At 67.8% G+C, this 17,719-nt stretch carries 14 protein-coding genes, 1 tRNA gene and 1 pseudogene; 10 read left to right on the forward strand and 6 right to left on the reverse strand.

Annotated features, from left to right (window positions below):
• Window positions 1–78 precede the first annotated feature (78 nt).
• Window positions 79–152, reverse strand: a tRNA-Gly gene (locus tag M2271_RS30680).
• Between the two features lie 624 nt (window positions 153–776).
• On the opposite strand from M2271_RS30680, the gene dcd reads away from it, so the two are divergent.
• Together dcd and M2271_RS30690 are read left to right on the forward strand one after the other, a co-directional pair.
• Window positions 777–1,352: a dCTP deaminase gene (gene dcd / locus M2271_RS30685; protein ID WP_280890641.1), complete on the forward strand. Its 576-nt coding sequence runs from the start codon at window positions 777–779 to the stop codon at window positions 1,350–1,352.
• Window positions 1,353–1,389: 37 nt separating this feature from the next.
• Complete coding sequence (locus tag M2271_RS30690) at window positions 1,390–1,887, forward strand: phosphoribosyltransferase (protein WP_280890643.1); 498 nt, start codon at window positions 1,390–1,392, stop codon at window positions 1,885–1,887.
• A 289-nt stretch (window positions 1,888–2,176) separates the two neighbouring features.
• On the opposite strand, the gene M2271_RS30695 is transcribed toward M2271_RS30690, so the two are convergent.
• On the reverse strand, window positions 2,177–3,253 hold the full coding sequence (locus M2271_RS30695; protein ID WP_280890644.1) for a Yip1 family protein: 1,077 nt from the start codon (window positions 3,251–3,253) through the stop codon (window positions 2,177–2,179).
• A 325-nt stretch (window positions 3,254–3,578) separates the two neighbouring features.
• The gene (locus M2271_RS30700; RefSeq protein WP_280890645.1) at window positions 3,579–5,882 is read right to left on the reverse strand and encodes a (Fe-S)-binding protein; all 2,304 of its coding nucleotides are present in this window, start codon (window positions 5,880–5,882) and stop codon (window positions 3,579–3,581) included.
• 389 nt (window positions 5,883–6,271) lie between these two features.
• Between M2271_RS30700 and M2271_RS30705 the strand changes: the two genes are divergently transcribed.
• The 5 genes from M2271_RS30705 (at window position 6,272) to M2271_RS30725 (ending at window position 11,584) form a co-directional block, all read left to right on the forward strand.
• Window positions 6,272–7,291: an MraY family glycosyltransferase gene (locus tag M2271_RS30705; RefSeq protein WP_280890646.1), complete on the forward strand. Its 1,020-nt coding sequence runs from the start codon at window positions 6,272–6,274 to the stop codon at window positions 7,289–7,291.
• A 95-nt stretch (window positions 7,292–7,386) separates the two neighbouring features.
• Window positions 7,387–9,231: a molecular chaperone DnaK gene (gene dnaK / locus M2271_RS30710; protein WP_280890647.1), complete on the forward strand. Its 1,845-nt coding sequence runs from the start codon at window positions 7,387–7,389 to the stop codon at window positions 9,229–9,231.
• Window positions 9,228–9,902, forward strand: a complete 675-nt coding sequence (gene grpE / locus M2271_RS30715; RefSeq protein ID WP_280890649.1) for a nucleotide exchange factor GrpE — start codon at window positions 9,228–9,230, stop codon at window positions 9,900–9,902. Before dnaK ends, grpE begins: the two co-directional genes overlap by 4 nt.
• A 42-nt stretch (window positions 9,903–9,944) precedes the next feature.
• Window positions 9,945–11,126, forward strand: a complete 1,182-nt coding sequence (gene dnaJ / locus M2271_RS30720) for a molecular chaperone DnaJ (protein ID WP_280890650.1) — start codon at window positions 9,945–9,947, stop codon at window positions 11,124–11,126.
• A 5-nt stretch (window positions 11,127–11,131) separates the two neighbouring features.
• On the forward strand, window positions 11,132–11,584 hold the full coding sequence (locus tag M2271_RS30725) for a helix-turn-helix domain-containing protein (protein ID WP_280890660.1): 453 nt from the start codon (window positions 11,132–11,134) through the stop codon (window positions 11,582–11,584).
• A gap of 125 nt (window positions 11,585–11,709) precedes the next feature.
• Here M2271_RS30725 and M2271_RS30730 read toward each other — a convergent pair whose 3' ends face one another.
• Window positions 11,710–12,156, reverse strand: coding sequence for a hypothetical protein (locus M2271_RS30730; protein ID WP_280890651.1), 447 nt, complete (start codon window positions 12,154–12,156; stop codon window positions 11,710–11,712).
• A gap of 232 nt (window positions 12,157–12,388) precedes the next feature.
• Between M2271_RS30730 and M2271_RS30735 the strand changes: the two are divergent.
• Window positions 12,389–13,851: pseudogene (locus tag M2271_RS30735) on the forward strand (NF041680 family putative transposase).
• Between the two features lie 9 nt (window positions 13,852–13,860).
• On the opposite strand, the gene M2271_RS30740 reads toward M2271_RS30735, so the two are convergent.
• Window positions 13,861–14,316 (reverse strand): VOC family protein, encoded by a 456-nt coding sequence (locus M2271_RS30740; protein ID WP_280890652.1) that lies wholly within the window; start codon window positions 14,314–14,316, stop codon window positions 13,861–13,863.
• 61 nt (window positions 14,317–14,377) lie between these two features.
• Between M2271_RS30740 and M2271_RS30745 the strand changes: the two genes are divergently transcribed.
• Entirely contained in the window at window positions 14,378–15,394 is a 1,017-nt protein-coding gene (locus M2271_RS30745; RefSeq protein WP_280890653.1) for a WYL domain-containing protein, read from the forward strand.
• Between the two features lie 233 nt (window positions 15,395–15,627).
• Here M2271_RS30745 and M2271_RS30750 read toward each other — a convergent pair whose 3' ends face one another.
• Complete coding sequence (locus M2271_RS30750; RefSeq protein ID WP_280890654.1) at window positions 15,628–15,897, reverse strand: hypothetical protein; 270 nt, start codon at window positions 15,895–15,897, stop codon at window positions 15,628–15,630.
• A 13-nt stretch (window positions 15,898–15,910) separates the two neighbouring features.
• Here M2271_RS30750 and M2271_RS30755 point away from each other — a divergent pair, with 13 nt between their 5' ends.
• Window positions 15,911–17,524 carry an IS1182 family transposase gene (locus M2271_RS30755; RefSeq protein ID WP_280890655.1) on the forward strand — a complete coding sequence of 538 codons (1,614 nt, stop codon included), beginning with the start codon at window positions 15,911–15,913 and terminating at the stop codon, window positions 17,522–17,524.
• The last annotated feature ends 195 nt before the right edge of the window (window positions 17,525–17,719 follow it).

A 17,719-nucleotide genomic window follows, 5' to 3' on the forward strand; every position in this document is an offset into this window, starting at 1 on the left:
GGTGCGGATGTGGTGCGCGCACCGTCCACCGGTCTAGACAACAAAGAACCCCCGGGTCATTGACCTGGGGGTTTCACATGGAGCGGGTGACGAGAATCGAACTCGCACTCTCAGCTTGGGAAGCTGATGTTCTACCACTAAACTACACCCGCGTGAGACGCCGGTCGGTGCCGGTGTCGGAACGCATGGTCACTTTACCTCATGTCCGGCCCCCGGCGCTGAAGCCCTGGGGCCGGAGTGCGTTTCCGGGGTGGGACGGGGCTGCGGGGCGCGGGAGTTGGGGCGTACGGTGGAGGGGTGAGCGAGGGTTCGGGCGGACCGGAGTGCCGCTTGGGGGCCGTCTCACCTATCCCGTAATGTGGCTTTTGTCGTCAGGTAAGCAGCAGCCAGACGCGGCTCTTGGGGAAGGGACTCTAGGACTTGATGGAGCGCACCGCCGTCCGATGTGCCGATGGGCACGTGTTCAACACTGCTTCGTTCCCGATGCAGCAGGCCGAGCGGCTCGGCCCCGGACGGCTCGTCCGGTGTCCACGGTGTGCCCGGCTCCGCAGTGTGGTGCCGGTCGCCTTGGAGAAGCGGTAGTCGGCCGGAAGCAGTCGCCGGCACCGGCAGTGGTCGCGGGTACCGGAAGCAGTCGCCGTCACCGGCAGTTGTGCTGGAAGCGGCAGCAGTAAGCAGCAGCACGTAGCAGTCAGCAGCGGTAGGTGCACAGGAGTGGCGCAGGCGCGCGGACGTCCGATGGTAGGGGGTTCGCGCGCCTTGCGTATCCTCGGGACGTGCTTCTCTCAGACAAAGACATCCGGGCCGAGATCGACGCCGGGCGGGTACGGATCGATCCCTACGACGAATCCATGGTGCAGCCGTCCAGCATCGATGTGCGGCTTGATCGGTATTTCCGGGTGTTCGAGAACCACCGGTACCCCCACATCGACCCCTCCGTCGAGCAGGCCGATCTGACGCGGCTCGTGGAGCCGGAGGGGGACGAGCCGTTCATCCTCCACCCCGGGGAGTTCGTCCTCGCCTCCACCTACGAGGTCATCGCCTTCCCCGATGATCTTGCCTCGCGACTCGAAGGGAAGAGCTCCCTCGGGCGCCTCGGGCTCGTCACCCATTCCACGGCCGGGTTCATCGACCCGGGCTTCTCCGGGCACGTCACCCTTGAGCTGTCCAACGTCGCCACGCTTCCCATAAAGCTCTGGCCCGGAATGAAGATCGGTCAGCTGTGCATGTTCCGGCTGAGCTCGCCCGCCGAGTTCCCGTACGGGAGCGAGCGGTACGGGTCGCGGTACCAGGGGCAGCGGGGACCGACCGCCTCCCGGTCCTTCCTCAACTTCCATCGGACCCAGGTGTGACGGACTGGGTGACAGGGGCGGCAGGGGCAGCAGGAATATGAGCGACGTACGGGAGAACCTGAGCTACGAGGCGTTCGGCGTCGCCGTGCGCGAACTCGCGCAGTCCATCGCCGACGACGGATACGAGCCGGACATCGTGCTCACCATCGCCCGCGGCGGGGTGTTCGTCGCCGGCGGGCTCGCCTACGCCCTCGACTGCAAGAACATCCACCTGGTCAATGTCGAGTTCTACACGGGCGTCGGGACCACCCTGGAGATGCCCGTCATGCTCGCCCCCGTGCCCAACGTCATCGACTTCTCCGACAAGAAGGTCCTCATCACCGACGACGTCGCCGACACCGGCAAGACGCTCAAGCTGGTGCGTGACTTCTGCCTCGACGCCGTCGCCGAGGTCCGCAGCGCCGTGATCTACGAGAAGTCGCAGTCCCTCGTGAAGTGCGAGTACGTGTGGAAGCGCACCGATCAGTGGATCAACTTTCCGTGGTCGGTTCAACCGCCTCTGGTGAAGCGCGGGGGACAGGTCCTCGACGCCTGAACGTGAGCTCCCTCAAGGAGGCCATTGACATCGCGGACCAGATCTACGGCTACTCCGTGGCGGGCGACGAGCCTGTGGTCACCCCTGTGGTCACCTGGGATCGCGAGATCATGACAAGTGATCGATGGAAGCGTGAGGTCAGGGACGTGCGATCGGTTGTGGACCGCGCTTTCCCGGGGTGAGTGGCTTCCTGGGTGAGCGGTTTCCCGGGGTGAGTGAGTGAGAAAGGTGAAGGGCTCCCGGCTTCGGCCGGGAGCCCTTCACCTTTCCTGGAACGTGCCCGGCTTTCCTAGAACGTGCCCAGCTTCACGATCGACAGCAGCGCGATCAGCTGGATCGCCGACGCGCCCAGGGCCTTCGGCCACGGGAGATCGTGGGAGCGGCTGACCATGAGGGTCAGGAGGGCGCCGGCCACGATCCAGGTGGCCCAGCCGAGGATCTGGACGAAGGGGGCGTCGCCGCCGAGGAACATCGCCACGACCAGGCGGGGGGCGTCCGTGAGGGACATGATCAGCATCGAGAGGCCGACCGTCGGCTGCCAGGCGCCGTCGCCGCCGAGCTGGCGGGCCAGGGTGTGGGTGACCACGCCCAGGATGAAGGAGGACAGCACCAACGCCACGGCGGTGACCAGGACGATGGGAACGGCGTTCGACAGGGTGGCGTTGATCGCGTCCTGGCGGGCGCCGTCGAAGCCGAAGACCGCGAGCAGGCCGTAGAGGAAGGTCACGATCAGGGCGGGGACCCACATCGTGTAGTCCCGCATCTGCAGGAAGGTCTGGTTGGGGGACAGGAAGATCCCCCTCAGCAGGTCCTTCCAGGGCAGGCGGGGGCCGATCGGGCCCGCCGGGGCCGAACCCGCGCGGTAGGTGCCGCTCTGTTGGTAGGGGTCCTCGCCGACCGAGAACGCCTGGGTGTGGCCGGGTTGGTTGGCCGCGTACGGGTCCGGGCCGCCCTGGGGGGCGTACGGGGCCTCGCCGTCACCGAAGTACTCCGGCTCGCCGTGTCCGCTCTGCCCGCCCTGTCCGCCCTGACCGCCGTACCCTCTGGGCCCGCCGGGCCCGCCGTAACCTCCCGGTCCGCCCTGGCCGCCGTTCGTCTGCGGCCACGTGCCGCCGCCACCGTTGCCGCCGCTGCCGTAGGGCTGCTGCTGCGGGTGGGGCTGCGGCGCCGGCGGGTAGCCGTACGACGGTCCCTGGGGCGCCTGCTGTCCGTACGGGGGTTGTTGCGGTCGCGCTTGGGGGGTCCGGTTGTCCCGGCCGCCGCGTCCGATCCTGAATCCAGCCACGTCGTCGAACGTACCTGGTCCACGACAGCGACGGGCCGGGCCGACCGGATCACGTCCGGCTTTGCGGCCGAGCTGTGACATCCCCTAGGGGAAACACCGGGGAACTGGTGGTGGGCGCTGGGGGGGTGGCCAGGGGAATGCCGTAAGGGGCCCGCTCGAATGCCGTAAGGGACTCGCCCACGGTCCCCGCAATGCCACTGACGGCCCTCGCAACGCCATGAGGGTCCGCCCACGGTCATGCCCCCGCGCAGGACGACGCCCCCGCGCCGGGAAGGCACGGAGGCGTCGTCCTGCGGCGGTACGTGAGCTCACGTACCGCCGACTGCTTCACCGGTTACCTCACCGGTTACCTCACCGGTTACCTCACCGGTTACCTCACCGGTTACCTCACCGGTTACCTCACCGGTTACTTCACCGGCTGTGGCTCCGGCTCGCTCTCCGACTCGGACGTGCCCGCCGGGGGCTCGTCGTCCGGCTCGTCGTCCACCGGTGTCCTGACCGAGTCCAGGAGGAGCTGGGCGACGTCGACGACCTGGATGGTCTCCTTGGCCTTGCCGTCGTTCTTCTTGCCGTTCACCGAGTCCGTGAGCATGACCAGGCAGAAGGGGCAGGCGGTGGAGACGATGTCGGGGTTCAACGACAGCGCCTCATCAACCCGCTCGTTGTTGATGCGCTTGCCGATCCGCTCCTCCATCCACATCCGCGCGCCACCGGCGCCGCAGCAGAAGCCGCGTTCCTTGTGGCGGTGCATCTCCTCGTTCCGGAGGCCCGGGACGCTCGCGATGATCTCGCGCGGAGGCGTGTAGATCTTGTTGTGGCGGCCCAGGTAGCAGGGGTCGTGGTAGGTGATGAGGCCCTCGACCGGGGTCACCGGGACCAGCTTGCCCTCGTCCACCAGGTGCTGGAGCAGTTGGGTGTGGTGGACGACCTCGTAGTCGCCGCCGAGCTGCGGGTACTCGTTGCCGATCGTGTTGAGGCAGTGCGGGCAGGTGGCGACGATCTTCTTCGCCGACTTCGGCTTACGGGACTCCTCCGTCACCTTGCCGTCGTCGTCCGTCTCCTCGCCGAACGCCATGTTCAGCGCCATGACGTTCTCCATGCCGAGCTCCTGGAACAGGGGCTCGTTGCCGAGCCGCCGTGCCGAGTCACCCGTGCACTTCTCGTCGCCGCCCATGATCGCGAACTTGACGCCCGCGATGTGGAGGAGTTCCGCGAACGCCTTCGTGGTCTTCTTGGCGCGGTCTTCGAGGGCGCCGGCACAGCCGACCCAGTACAGGTACTCGACCTCGGTCAGGTCCTCGATGTCGCGGCCGACGACGGGGATCTCGAAGTCGACCTCCTTCGTCCACTCCAGGCGCTGCTTCTTGGCCAGGCCCCAGGGGTTGCCCTTCTTCTCCAGGTTCTTGAGCATCGTGCCCGCCTCGGAGGGGAAGCTGGACTCGATCATCACCTGGTAGCGCCGCATGTCGACGATGTGGTCGACATGCTCGATGTCCACAGGGCACTGCTCGACGCAGGCGCCGCAGGTGGTGCAGGACCACAGGACGTCCGGGTCGATGACGCCATTGTCCTCAAGAGTGCCGATCAGCGGGCGTTCGGCCTCCGCCAGAGCCGCGGCCGGGACGTCCTTCAGCTGCTCCGCCGACGCCTTCTCCTCGCCCTCCATCGTCTTGCCGCCGCCCGCCAGCAGGTAGGGCGCCTTGGCGTGCGCGTGGTCGCGCAGGGACATGATCAGGAGCTTGGGGGAGAGCGGCTTGCCGGTGTTCCAGGCCGGGCACTGCGACTGGCAGCGACCGCACTCGGTGCAGGTCGAGAAGTCCAGCAGGCCCTTCCAGGAGAACTGCTCGACCTGGGAGACGCCGAAGACGTCGTCGTCGCCCGGGTCGGTGAAGTCGATCGGCTTGCCGCCGCTCGTCATCGGCTGCAGGGCGCCCAGTGCGGTGGAACCGTCGGCGTTGCGCTTGAACCAGATGTTCGGGAATGCCAGGAAGCGGTGCCAGGCCACACCCATGTTGGTGTTCAGCGAGACCGTGATCATCCAGACCATGGTGGTGCCCAGCTTGATCATGGCGGTCAGGTAGACCAGGTTCTGCAGCGTGCCCAGGCTCAGGCCCTTGAAGGCCAGGACCAGCGGATACGAGGCGAAGTACGCGGCCTCGTAGTGGTCCACGTGGTGCAGGGCGCCCTCGAGGCCGCGCAGCACGTAGATCGCCAGGCCGATGGTGAGGATGACGTACTCGACGAAGTACGCCTGGCCCATCTTCGAGCCCGCGAACCGCGACTTGCGGCCGGGGCGGGAGGGCAGGTTCAGCAGGCGGATGACCATCAGGACGGCGATCCCGATGGTCGTCATCGCGGCGATGAACTCGATGTAGAGCTCGTACGGCAGGAAGCCGCCGATCGCCGGGAGCGTCCAGTCGGCCTGGAAGAGCTGGCCGTAGGCGGTGATGATGGTCGGCGGCAGCGTCAGGAAGCCGATCGCCACGAACCAGTGGGCGATGCCGACGATGCCCCAGCGGTTCATCCGGGTGTGCCCGAGGAACTCCCGCACCAGCGTCACACTGCGCGAGTAGGGGTTGTCGGTCCGGCTGCCGACGGGCACGGGCTGGCCCAGTGCGAAGTGCCGGACGAACTGTCCGATGGCGCGTGCGAGCAGCGCAACGCCGACCACGGTCAGCACCAGCGACACGATGATCGCGGCGAGTTGCATTTCGGGGCTCCTCGGGCCTGCGAGGGTTTCTTCGAGGGACCTCGTCTTAGGAGGCTGACCTCGACTTACGAGGGGTTCTCGACCTTGCTCGGGTTATTACTAAGCGGTAACTTACCCAGTCGGTTTGAGACTACCCCCATCTTCCGTCGCACTGTAGTCAGCCGTGCGGTGATCTGTGTCGCTGAGGGTTCCCTTAAAGGTCTGCGAGGGTAAACGTTTGCAGTGATCCGATAGATCCAATAGATCCAATAGATCTGATGGGTCCGATGGGTCTAATAGATCCGATAGGTCTGATGGATCCGATGAGTCCGACGGGTTCGATAAAGGTATGTGACGATCCGATCGTGTTATTCGTACCAGATTGTGACATTCGCACCTAACTTGGATCCGTGCTCTACCAAATCACCGTCGCCGCCACCGCCCTCCTCCTCACCGCCGTGCTCACCGCCCTGCTCCGGGCCCCGGCCCGATGGCTCCGGGTCGTCGACCGGCGGCGGCAGCGGACCGTTCCGCTGTGCGGCGGACCGGCCGTCGTGTTGGTCACCTGTCTGGCGGGGGCGGCCGGCGAGTGGGGCGGGGTCGCGCCGCTCGGGGACGGGATCGACGGACTGCTCGTCGCGGGGGTCGCCGTCGCCGTGCTCGGGCTGGTAGCGGACGTACGGCGGGTCAAGGCGCGGTTCCTCGTGGGCGGTACGGCCGTGGCGGCGGCCTGGGTGGTGCCGTACGGCGAACTCGGCCTCGGGGGCGGGCTGCTGGCCCTCGGGTGGATCGTCTTCGTCGCTGTCGGCTTCCGGGCGCTCGACCACGCGGACGCGCTCGCCGGGACCGTCGGGGTGGTGACCGCCTTCGGGGTGGGGATCCTGGCGGCTGCCGAGGTGCTGGACGGGCTGGCCGCACTGCTGAGCGTGCTGGCCGCCGCGCTGGCCGGGTTCCTGATGCACAACTGGCCTCCCGCGCGCGCGGGGCTCGGTTCCTGCGGGTCCCTGTTCGCCGGGTTCGTCCTCGCGACGGCGGCCGTGACGGCCCGTACCGGACACGGACTGGCGTCCAGTGCGGGGGTGTTGTCCGCGCTGACGGCGGTCGCCGGGGCCGACGTACTCCTCGTGCTGCTCTCGCGGCGGCTGGTCGGGCGGCCTGTGATGCGGGGTGCTCCGGACCATCTCGCGCACCGGCTGCGGCGGCTCGGGCTCACCGCTCAGGGGGCGACGGTCCTGCTCGGTGTGGCGGCGTCCTCCGGGGTACTCGTCGCGGTCCTGGTGCATCTGGGGTGGATCGCCGAGTCTGGGGCGATGTGGGTGGTGGCGGGGGCCTTGGGCCTCGTGCTGGTACTCCTTCGGGTACGACCGCACCGTCCTCGTCGGCCCGCTGACACGCAGGTCAGAGCCCCATTGCGCGTAAGGAACGGATAAGAGTTGAGTCTCTGTGACTCAGGTCTGTTGACCGCAGGCTGGGAGTCATGCACACTTGAGTCCGTTCCACTCAAGTCAGCTGGAGGAAGATCACCATGGCACGTGCGGTCGGCATCGACCTGGGCACGACTAACTCCGTCGTCAGCGTTCTGGAGGGCGGCGAGCCCACCGTCATCACCAACGCCGAGGGTGCCAGGACCACGCCGTCCGTCGTCGCCTTCGCGAAGAACGGCGAGGTGCTGGTCGGCGAGGTCGCCAAGCGCCAGGCGGTCACCAACGTGGACCGGACCATCCGTTCGGTGAAGCGTCACATGGGCACCGACTGGAAGATCGAGCTCGACGGGAAGCCCTTCAACCCGCAGCAGATCTCGGCGTTCATCCTGCAGAAGCTGAAGCGGGACGCCGAGTCGTACCTGGGCGAGAAGGTCACGGACGCGGTCATCACCGTCCCGGCGTACTTCAACGACTCCGAGCGTCAGGCGACGAAGGAAGCCGGCGAGATCGCCGGTCTGAACGTCCTGCGGATCGTCAACGAGCCGACCGCGGCCGCGCTCGCGTACGGCCTCGACAAGGACGACCAGACGATCCTCGTCTTCGACCTCGGTGGCGGCACCTTCGACGTGTCCCTGCTGGAGATCGGCGACGGCGTCGTCGAGGTGAAGGCCACCAACGGTGACAACCACCTCGGTGGTGACGACTGGGACCAGCGTGTCGTCGACTACCTGGTGCAGCAGTTCAAGTCCGGTCACGGCGTGGACCTCGCCAAGGACAAGATGGCGCTGCAGCGTCTGCGTGAGGCCGCCGAGAAGGCCAAGATCGAGCTGTCCAGCTCCACCGAGACCTCGATCAACCTGCCCTACATCACGGCGTCCGCCGAGGGCCCGCTGCACCTGGACGAGAAGCTCACCCGCTCCCAGTTCCAGCAGCTCACCGCGGACCTGCTGGAGCGCTGCAAGACGCCGTTCCACAACGTCATCAAGGACGCCGGCATCAACCTCTCCGAGATCGACCACGTCGTTCTCGTCGGCGGTTCGACCCGGATGCCCGCCGTCGCCGAGCTCGTCAAGGGGCTGACCGGCGGCCAGGACGCGAACAAGGGCGTGAACCCGGACGAGGTCGTCGCCATCGGCGCCGCCCTCCAGGCCGGTGTCCTCAAGGGCGAGGTCAAGGACGTCCTGCTCCTCGACGTGACCCCGCTGTCCCTCGGTATCGAGACCAAGGGAGGGATCATGACCAAGCTCATCGAGCGCAACACCACGATCCCGACCAAGCGGTCCGAGATCTTCACGACGGCCGAGGACAACCAGCCGTCGGTGCAGATCCAGGTCTACCAGGGCGAGCGCGAGATCGCGGCGTACAACAAGAAGCTCGGGATGTTCGAGCTGACCGGTCTGCCGCCGGCGCCGCGTGGCGTCCCGCAGATCGAGGTCGCCTTCGACATCGACGCCAACGGCATCATGCACGTGACCGCGAAGGACCTGGGCACGGGCAAGGAGCAGAAGATGACCGTCACCGGCGGCTCCTCGCTGCCGAAGGACGAGGTCGACCGCATGCGCCAGGAGGCGGAGCAGTACGCGGACGAGGACCACCGTCGCCGCGAGGCCGCCGAGGCCCGCAACCAGGGCGAGCAGCTCGTCTACCAGACGGAGAAGTTCCTCAAGGACAACGAGGACAAGGTCCCCGGCGAGATCAAAACCGAGGTCGAGGCCTCGATCACCGAGCTGAAGGACGCGCTCAAGGGCGAGGACACAGCTGAGATCCGTACCGCCACCGAGAAGGTCGCGGCGGTCTCGCAGAAGCTCGGCCAGGCCATGTACGCCGACGCCGGGCAGGCCGCGGGCGGCGCCTCCGAGGGGGCCCCCACCGGTGACGCCAAGGCCGACGACGACGTCGTGGACGCCGAGATCGTGGACGACGAGCGCAAGGACGGTGCCGCGTGACGGAGGAGACCCCGGGCTTCGAAGAGAAGCCTGACGTCCCTTCCGGCGCCACCCCCGACGACGCCGAGCCGCAGGCCGCCTCCCCCTCCGCTGAGGAGGGGGCGGCCCCGGCCGGGGACGCAGCAGCACGGATCGCCGGTCTGACGGCCCAGCTGGACCAGGTACGCATGGCGCTCGACGAGCGCACCGCGGACCTCCAGCGGCTCCAGGCCGAGTTCCAGAACTACCGCCGCCGGGTCGAGCGGGACCGGATCGCGGTCAAGGAGATCGCCATCGCGAACCTCCTGACCGAGCTCCTGCCCGTGCTCGACGACATCGGCCGCGCACGGGAACACGGCGAACTCGTCGGCGGCTTCAAGTCCGTCGCGGAGTCGCTGGAGAGCACCGCGGCCAAGATGGGTCTGCAGCAGTTCGGCAAGGAGGGCGAGCCCTTCGACCCGACGATCCACGAGGCGCTGATGCACAGCTACGCGCCGGACGTCACCGAGACGACGTGCGTGGCGATTCTGCAGCCCGGGTACCGGTTCGGTGAACGCACCATCCGCCCCGCTCGGGTGGCCGTGGCCGAACCCCAGCCGGGGGCACAGACCGTGCAGGCCGACGGCACCGAGGGGACCGGCGGGAACACAGTGGGCGACGACAAGGAGAGCGGTGGCCCGGACGAGGGCTGAGCTTGAACCGAGTAGGCCGGAAAGGAAGGAGGGACGTCGGGGATGAGCACCAAGGACTTCATCGAGAAGGACTACTACAAGGTTCTCGGCGTCCCCAAGGACGCCACCGAAGCCGAGATCAAGAAGTCGTACCGGAAGCTCGCCCGCGAGTTCCACCCGGACGCCAACAAGGGAAATCCCAAGGCGGAGGAGCGTTTCAAGGAGGTCTCCGAGGCGAACGACATCCTCGGTGATCCCAAGAAGCGCAAGGAGTACGACGAGGCGCGGGCGCTGTTCGGAAGCGGTGGCTTCCGTCCGGCGCCGGGCGCCGGCGCCGGTTCCTTCAACTTCGACCTGGGTGACCTCTTCGGAGGCGGACCTCAGGGCGGCGGGAACGCCGGCGGCTTCGGCGGCGGTATCGGTGACGTCTTCGGGGGCCTGTTCAACCGTGGCGGCGCGGGCCCGGGGACGCGTACCCAGCCCCGGCGCGGCCAGGACGTCGAGTCCGAGGTCACTCTCAGCTTCACCGAGGCGATCGAGGGCGCGACGGTCCCGCTGCGGATGTCGAGTCAGCAGCCCTGCAAGGCGTGCTCCGGCACCGGCGACAAGAACGGCAACCCGCGGGTCTGCCCGACCTGCGTCGGCACCGGACAGGTGGCCCGGGGTTCCGGCGGCGGTTTCTCGCTGACGGACCCCTGCCCGGACTGCAAGGGCCGCGGTCTGCTCGCCGAGGAACCCTGCGAGGTCTGCCACGGCAGCGGACGGGCCAAGTCCTCGCGGACCATGCAGGTCCGTATCCCCGCCGGGGTCCTGAACAGCCAGCGCATCCGCCTGCGCGGCAAGGGCGCCCCGGGCGAACGGGGCGGTCCGGCGGGCGACCTGTACGTCACCGTGCATGTCGACGCCCACCCGGTCTTCGGCCGCAAGGGCGACAACCTCACGGTGACGGTTCCGGTCACGTTCGCGGAGGCGGCTCTCGGCGGCGAGGTCAGGGTGCCCACCCTGGGCGGTCCGCCGGTGACGCTGAAGCTGCCGCCGGGCACGCCCAACGCCCGCACCATGCGCGCCCGTGGCAAGGGCGCGGTCCGCAAGGACGGCACCCGCGGGGATCTGTTGGTCACTGTGGAAGTGAGTGTTCCGACGGACGTCACGGGGAATGCTCGTGAAGCGCTTGAGGCGTATCGCGAGGCGACTGCGGGCGAGGACCCGCGGGCGGAGCTGTTCCAGGCCGCGAAGGGAGCATGAGTCAGATGGACGGTCGTCGACGCAACCCGTATGAACTGACCGAGGAAACCCCGGTTTACGTCATCTCGGTGGCGGCCCAGCTGTCCGGCCTGCACCCGCAGACCCTGCGCCAGTACGACCGCCTCGGCCTGGTCTCCCCGGACCGCACCCCCGGCCGGGGCCGCCGCTACTCGGCCCGCGACATCGAACTGCTCCGCCAGGTGCAGCAGTTGTCGCAGGACGAGGGCGTCAACCTGGCCGGCGTCAAGCGGATCATCGAGCTGGAGAACCAGGTCGCCGCCCTCCAGTCCCGCGTCGCGGAACTGCAAGGGGCCCTGGAGGGCGCGGCTGCCGCGATGCAGCAGCGTGAGGCTGCGGTGCACGCGTCGTACCGCCGCGATCTGGTCCCGTACCAGGAGGTCCAGCAGACCAGCGCGCTGGTGGTGTGGCGGCCGAAGCGGCAGCAGGCGTCGGACTGACACGTGTGCGTGGCTGAAGCGCGCAAAGAGGCCCGGAGGTTCACCGAACCTCCGGGCCTCTGAGCCGTCCAGGTCGGCGTTTTCCACCACATCCCGTAAGCTTGTCGTTTAACGTCGCAGGCCGGTCAGGGTGCGGTTCCAGGCTCCGTCCGTGGCCAACTCCCAAGCGCCGAAGCGAGACGGTCCTGAAGTACCGGATCTTGTACTTCGACGGTCAGGCGATACGCGATGGGGCCGATCTGCCATCCGGCGTGATGGTCGAAGTGCGGATACGGTCCCGCAACGTTGTGCGCGAGCTTGCCGACCAGCTCAGCGAGGCGGAAGAGCAGATGCTCAGCGATTCGGTCCTCGCTGCCCAGGCTGCTTTGGCGGACGCGATCGAACAATTCACGGCCACGGCTCCACTGCGCTGGATCGGCTGCCATCTCCAGGGCTGCGTCGATCTCGGGAGTCGTTCCCAGACTCAGCGAAGCTGCCTCAAGGACCTGTCCAGCCCATGTCACTGGCTGTTGCTGCCGCTCGAACAGGGATCGCCCCCACTGGTGAATGCTGCTCGCTCCGACGCTGCTCATTTCACGATCATGACAACATTGCGGGCCAGGAACAACGGAGTTGGGGCCGCTCGACGCTCGGTTCGAGCCCACTCGTACACAACTGGAAGTTGATCAACCCGTGGCCTCCCGCTCGACCTCGAATATGTTTCACACGTGAGTGGGGTTTGCCCAGATCAGGGCACGTGGGAACGGCCTTCCGCTGATGCTGTGCTCCGTCACAGATACACCGCTCAGCAGGAAGGCCGTGGGGATGAGTCTGCCGTGTGTGGGTGTTCCGCAGGATGCGCTCGGACAACTGTCATGCTTCCGGGCGGACTTCTACGACTGCTTGACCGGACGCGCGGACGCCTTGTTCGAGCTGACCGACTCCCTGCTCTGCACGGACGGGCCGGTGAAGACACTGGTCGGACTCGCCCTTGCGCCCGAACACCGGCGTGGGCACGGCGCGTTGTACGGCGCTCTCAACCGGGGCCGTATCGAGGTCGCCCGGCTGCGGCGGGTGCTGGCTTCGGTGCCACTGCCGCGGGCGGCCGACGGCCGTCTGGTTCTGGCGGTGGACGTCTCGCCGTGGCTGCGGCCCGACGCCGCCACCAGCGATGCCCGCTCGTTCTGCCATACCTACGGCCGGGGCGAGAACAAGCACCTGATGATCCCGGGCTGGCCCTGCTCGTGGATCGTCGCACTGGAGACGGGCCGTTCCTCGTGGACCGCGCCGCTGGACGCGGTGCGGCTGCGGCCGGGCGACGACCTCGCCGCCGTGACCGCCGACCAAGTGCGAGATCTGGTCGGACGCCTGATCACAGCAGGTCAGTGGCACGAAGGCGACCCATTGGTGTGGATTGTGGTCGACGCCGGCTACGACGTGATGCGCCTGTCCTACCTCCTGCGAGACCTCCCCGTCGAACTCCTCGGACGTCTCCGCTCAGACCGGGTCATGCGCCGCCCCGCACCCCCACGCGTCTACGCCCCGAAGGGTGGACGACCGCCCAAGCACGGCAGCGAGTTCATCTTCAAGGACGCCCGGACCTGGGGCGCCCCTGACGCGGAGACGAAGACCACCACCACCCGCTACGGCACCGCCCACGCCCAGGGCTGGGACCGGCTCCACCCAGAACTGCAACAGCGCTCCGCCTGGCGGGACCACCCCGGCGAACTCCCCATCATCGAGGGCACCGTGATCCGCCTCCAGGTCGACCACCTGCCCAGCGGCGGCGACCCCAAGCCCCTGTGGCTGTGGTGGTCACGGCCCGCAGCCACCCCGGCGGACGTCGACCTGGCCTGGCAGGCGTTCCTCAGAAGATTCGACATCGAGCACTTCTTCAGGATGATCAAGCAGACTCTCGGCTGGACCGCTCCGAAACTGCGCGACCCCGAAGCCGCGGACAACTGGACCTGGTTGACCATCGCTGCCTACACCCAGCTCCGCCTCGCCCGCCCCCTGGCCATCGACCTGCGACGCCCCTGGGAACGACCCATCCCCTCGAACAGGCTCACCCCTGCCCGGGTCCGCCGAGGGTTCCGACACCTGCGCGCCAAGATCTCAACGCCAGCCGGAGTCCAAAAACCTCCCGGCCCGGCCCCGGACGCCCACCAGGCTCGAAGAACCGCCGCCCCGCCGAACGCTACGACGTGGGCCTGCTCCTAGTCACCGGCGCACTCCACCGCCGACCGACCCACCACAAGACCGGCACCAAACCACGCCGCACCGGATAAACGACAAGCTTACAGGCCTGCATGCGGGGGCTTCGGTGTCCGGTTGCGCTGAAGCTGCCATGCCTCGGGTGTGACTGGCGTGTAGAGGTTGACAAGGGATCCGTCGGGGTCGCGGACAAGAGCCGACAGATTACCCCACGGCATCATGGTCGGAGGCTGAACGACATCAAGATCGTCGCCGAAATCGGTCGCAAGCCTCTCGTATACGGCGTTGGTGTCGTCGACGAGGAACTCGACGATCGCACTGTTGTTTGCACCCCCACGGGGCGTGTTGGTGGTGATGAAAGCGACGCGGGCGGAGCCGCTGACAGCGACGGTGGCTGAGGGGGTCACCAGTTCGACGAAATCCTCGGTGAGGTATTGCGGGGTCGCACCGGTGAGGGCCTTGTAGAAGCGGACGAGCCGCGGAATGTCATCGGTGATGAGACGGACGGAGGCGAGCTGCACTGCGGCTGAGGCGGTCATGTGGTCATCTTAGAATTAATACAGGTCATATTCCGCCCGGAAATGCCGCACCATCGCAGGTATGACCCGACCAACCGCACGCGTTCTCGCCTTGCTGGAGTTGTTGCAGGCAGGAGGAACCCGCACTGTTGTCGACCTCGCCGAGCGCCTCGGAGTCGATCAGCGCACCGTGCGTCGCTATGTCGAGCAGCTACGCGAGATGGACATTCCAGTGGACGGGGTTCGCGGTCGTTACGGCGGCTACCGTTTGGCCCGTCACTACCGCATGCCGCCGCTGATGCTGAACGACGAGGAAGGCCTTGCCGTGGTGTGGGCGTTGCTGGTCAACCAACATGCGCACAGTGGTCCGGTAACCCCGCTGGTGATGGAGACGGCCACTGCGAAGGTGCGCCGAGTGCTGCCTGCCGCGCTCGCCCGCCGCATCGACGCGGTACTCCGGGCAGTGGACTTCACCGGTGAGCGACGCCCGGGCGCGGAAGACCACGACGACGCCGAAGCTCGTCCTGGTGCTGACGAAGGTGCTCAGACGCTGCTCGGTTTGGCTGAGGCAGCACGGGACCAGCGCCCGGTTGCGTTCGCCTACCGGACGCGTCAGGGGCATGCGGCTACGCGGCACGTACAACCGCACGGCATCGTGGCGTACCGAAACCTGCTCTACCTCACCGGCTTCGACGCCGACCGCCAGGCGCAGCGTACCTACCGCCTGGACAGGATGGCCGATCTGCGGCTTCTGCCAGGCACCTTTGAAGCGCCCGCGAACATCGACCCAGTGGCCCAGGTGCTGGGACCACTGTCGGCGGCACCTTCGCGATACGACGTCTCCGTGCTCATCCGCGCTGATCCGGCCTATGTGCGGCGCTGGATTCCGGAAACGCTCGGGTCAGTTGCGCCGGCGTCTCCTCCCGATGCTGCGGACGGTCATGACTGGCTGCAGGTGTTTCTGCGGGCTGAACGCCTCGAGTGGGTCGCCGGCACACTCGCCATGCTGGACCGGCCCTTCATCATCCAACAGCCGGAAGCCCTCAAAACGGTGGTTCTCGCACTCGGACGCCGACTGGCTGAACGCTCCGCCCAGTAACGCGAAGTCACCGACGACGAGGAACGATTCGATGCCGCCCGCGGCCAGGACGACCTGATCGCGGGCGGCCTGCCCCAGACGCCGCCAGTGGTCGACGCCCAACGGCTCCAGGCGGTCGGTGGCCTTGGGCGCCTCGAGGGCATGCGCCCACCAACCGGCGTCACCGGCCAGCCACGACGGCACCTCCAACCCGCTGCGACCGGACCTGTGTTCGCCTGCCGGGCCGTGATTCGTCATGCGTTCTCCTTCGGCTGCTCGGTGCTCAGCGGCCGGCGGGCAACGTCAGCGAGCCGGTCGGCCCACCGGGCCTGGACCAGACGCTGCGGCGCAGCTGCCCCGGGTGCACCGGCCATGGCGCGCACGGTGGCCAGGCGGGTCTGGAGCAGGTGGTGGGCGGTGCGCCAACGGGCTTGTTCTGCGGCATCGTCGGCAGCCTGATAGGTGTCGCAGTGCAAGTGCCGGGTGCGCACCTTCACCGCGCGGGCGAGCAACCCGGGCGGCACGACGGCGATATGGGTGCGTGACCGGCTCGATGGGCTGTGGTGCGACGAGGACTTCGCCGACTGGTACCCGCGCGACGGGCGTCCGGGTCTCTCGCCCGCCCAACTGGCCACCGTCTGTGTGCTGCAGTTCCTGCTCGGCCTGTCGGACCGGCAGGCCGCCGAGGCGGTCCGCTGCCGCATCGACTTCAAGTACGCCATGGCCATGGAGCTGGACGATCCAGGCTTCCACCACAGCGTGCTGGCCGACTTCCGCGACCGTCTCGCCGAAGGCGACCGTGCCGACCGCCTCCTCGACCTCGCACTGGCCCGCCTCAAGGAGGCCGGCCTGGTGCGCGAACGCACCACGCAGCGCACCGACTCCACCCATGTCCTGGCCGCGGTGCGGGATCTGACCCGCCTGGAGCTGGTCACCGAGGCGGTCCGCGCCACACTGGAAGAAGTCGGCGGCATCTCTCCTCACCTGCTGGACGAGCTGGTCGATGAGGACTGGGGACGCCGCTACGGCCGCCCGGTCCGCCTGGGCAAGAACCCCACCAAGCCCAAGACCAGGATCCTCGCCACCGGAAACGACGCCGTCCGGCTCCTGGAACACCTCTACCGTCACGAAGTGGACCGCACGTCCGGCCCGCGTGTCCAGGCCCTGCGCCAGATCATGGTGCAGAACTACCACCGTGACGCCGCAGGACACCTGCGCTGGCGCGTCGCCGAGACGGAAGGCGGACCCGGGCTGCCGCCCTCGTCCCGGATGATCGTCTCGCCCTACGACACCTCGGCCCGCTACGCACGCCACGGACACATCATCAGCTGGAAGGGGTTCTCCGCTCACCTGACCGAGACCTGTGCTCCCGACAGCGTCAACGTGATCACAGACGTGGCCACCACTGCGGCCACCACCCACGACAGCCAGGTCCTGCCCGGCATCCACACCCGCCTGCGGCGTCGCGGACTGCTGCCCGCCGAGCACCTGGTCGACGCCGGCTACACCTCCCTGCCCCACCTGGAACAAGCCACCCGAGAACACCAGGTCACCGTCTCCGGGCCGCTCCGTAGCAACCCCACCCGCCAACACCGCCAGAACGAAGGCTTCGCCCGGGACGACTTCCACATCGACTACGACCGTCAGCAAGTCACCTGCCCACAGGGCCAGATCAGCCAGGGCTGGCACGGCCCCTACCCGACCTCCTCACCCACCGCGGCCCCGCTGATCGTGGCCAGATTCACCAAGAGCCAGTGCCACCCCTGCCCGGCCCGCGCCCGGTGCACCACCTCCCGCGAAAGCACCCGCACCGTGGGCTTTCCCCCACGAGAACTCCGCGACCTGCAACTCCGCGTCCGCACCGAGCAGCAGACACCCGAGTGGAAGACCCGCTACGCGGTGCGCTCCGGGGTGGAGGGGACCGTCAACGAGTTCGCCCACGGACACGGCATGCGACGCTGTCGCTACCGAGGACAGGGAAAGGCCCACATTCAGCACGTCCTGACCGCCATCGCCGTCAACATCGAGCGCCTCAGCGGACTGCCGCCCACCGAGGAAACACCCACGCCCCCTCGGCCGACCGCCTTCCAGAACTACCTCGACCAGCGCGAGATCCCCCGGCCGAAGTCCTGGCGAACCCTGGGCAGCTGACCTCGGCAACTCCAAGATCCCCGACAGAGTCAAGGTAAGAGTCCTCGCTTTCCATCTCTGGAAACCGTCAACGTTCCTTGTCGTCGGGTGGGGGCTGGCTTCTGTCGGCGAACGAACCGGTCAGGAACCGGCGTTGTCGATGGTCCCGGCCTGGAGGCTCCGCAGGAGAGCGGCGAGGCCTTCGGGGGCGGCGGT

The organism is Streptomyces sp. LBL, assembly GCF_029893585.1.
GTDB lineage: Bacteria > Actinomycetota > Actinomycetes > Streptomycetales > Streptomycetaceae > Streptomyces.

Coding starts and splice junctions, on each gene's coding strand:
- M2271_RS30690 (WP_280890643.1), top strand. CDS start 1,390: ATGAGCGACGTACGGGAGAACCTGAGCTACGAGGCGTTCGGCGTCGCC.
- M2271_RS30695 (WP_280890644.1), bottom strand. CDS start 3,253: ATGTCACAGCTCGGCCGCAAAGCCGGACGTGATCCGGTCGGCCCGGCC.
- M2271_RS30700 (WP_280890645.1), bottom strand. CDS start 5,882: ATGCAACTCGCCGCGATCATCGTGTCGCTGGTGCTGACCGTGGTCGGC.
- dnaK (WP_280890647.1), top strand. CDS start 7,387: ATGGCACGTGCGGTCGGCATCGACCTGGGCACGACTAACTCCGTCGTC.
- dnaJ (WP_280890650.1), top strand. CDS start 9,945: ATGAGCACCAAGGACTTCATCGAGAAGGACTACTACAAGGTTCTCGGC.
- M2271_RS30725 (WP_280890660.1), top strand. CDS start 11,132: ATGGACGGTCGTCGACGCAACCCGTATGAACTGACCGAGGAAACCCCG.
- M2271_RS30730 (WP_280890651.1), bottom strand. CDS start 12,156: ATGAGCAGCGTCGGAGCGAGCAGCATTCACCAGTGGGGGCGATCCCTG.
- M2271_RS30740 (WP_280890652.1), bottom strand. CDS start 14,316: ATGACCGCCTCAGCCGCAGTGCAGCTCGCCTCCGTCCGTCTCATCACC.
- M2271_RS30745 (WP_280890653.1), top strand. CDS start 14,378: ATGACCCGACCAACCGCACGCGTTCTCGCCTTGCTGGAGTTGTTGCAG.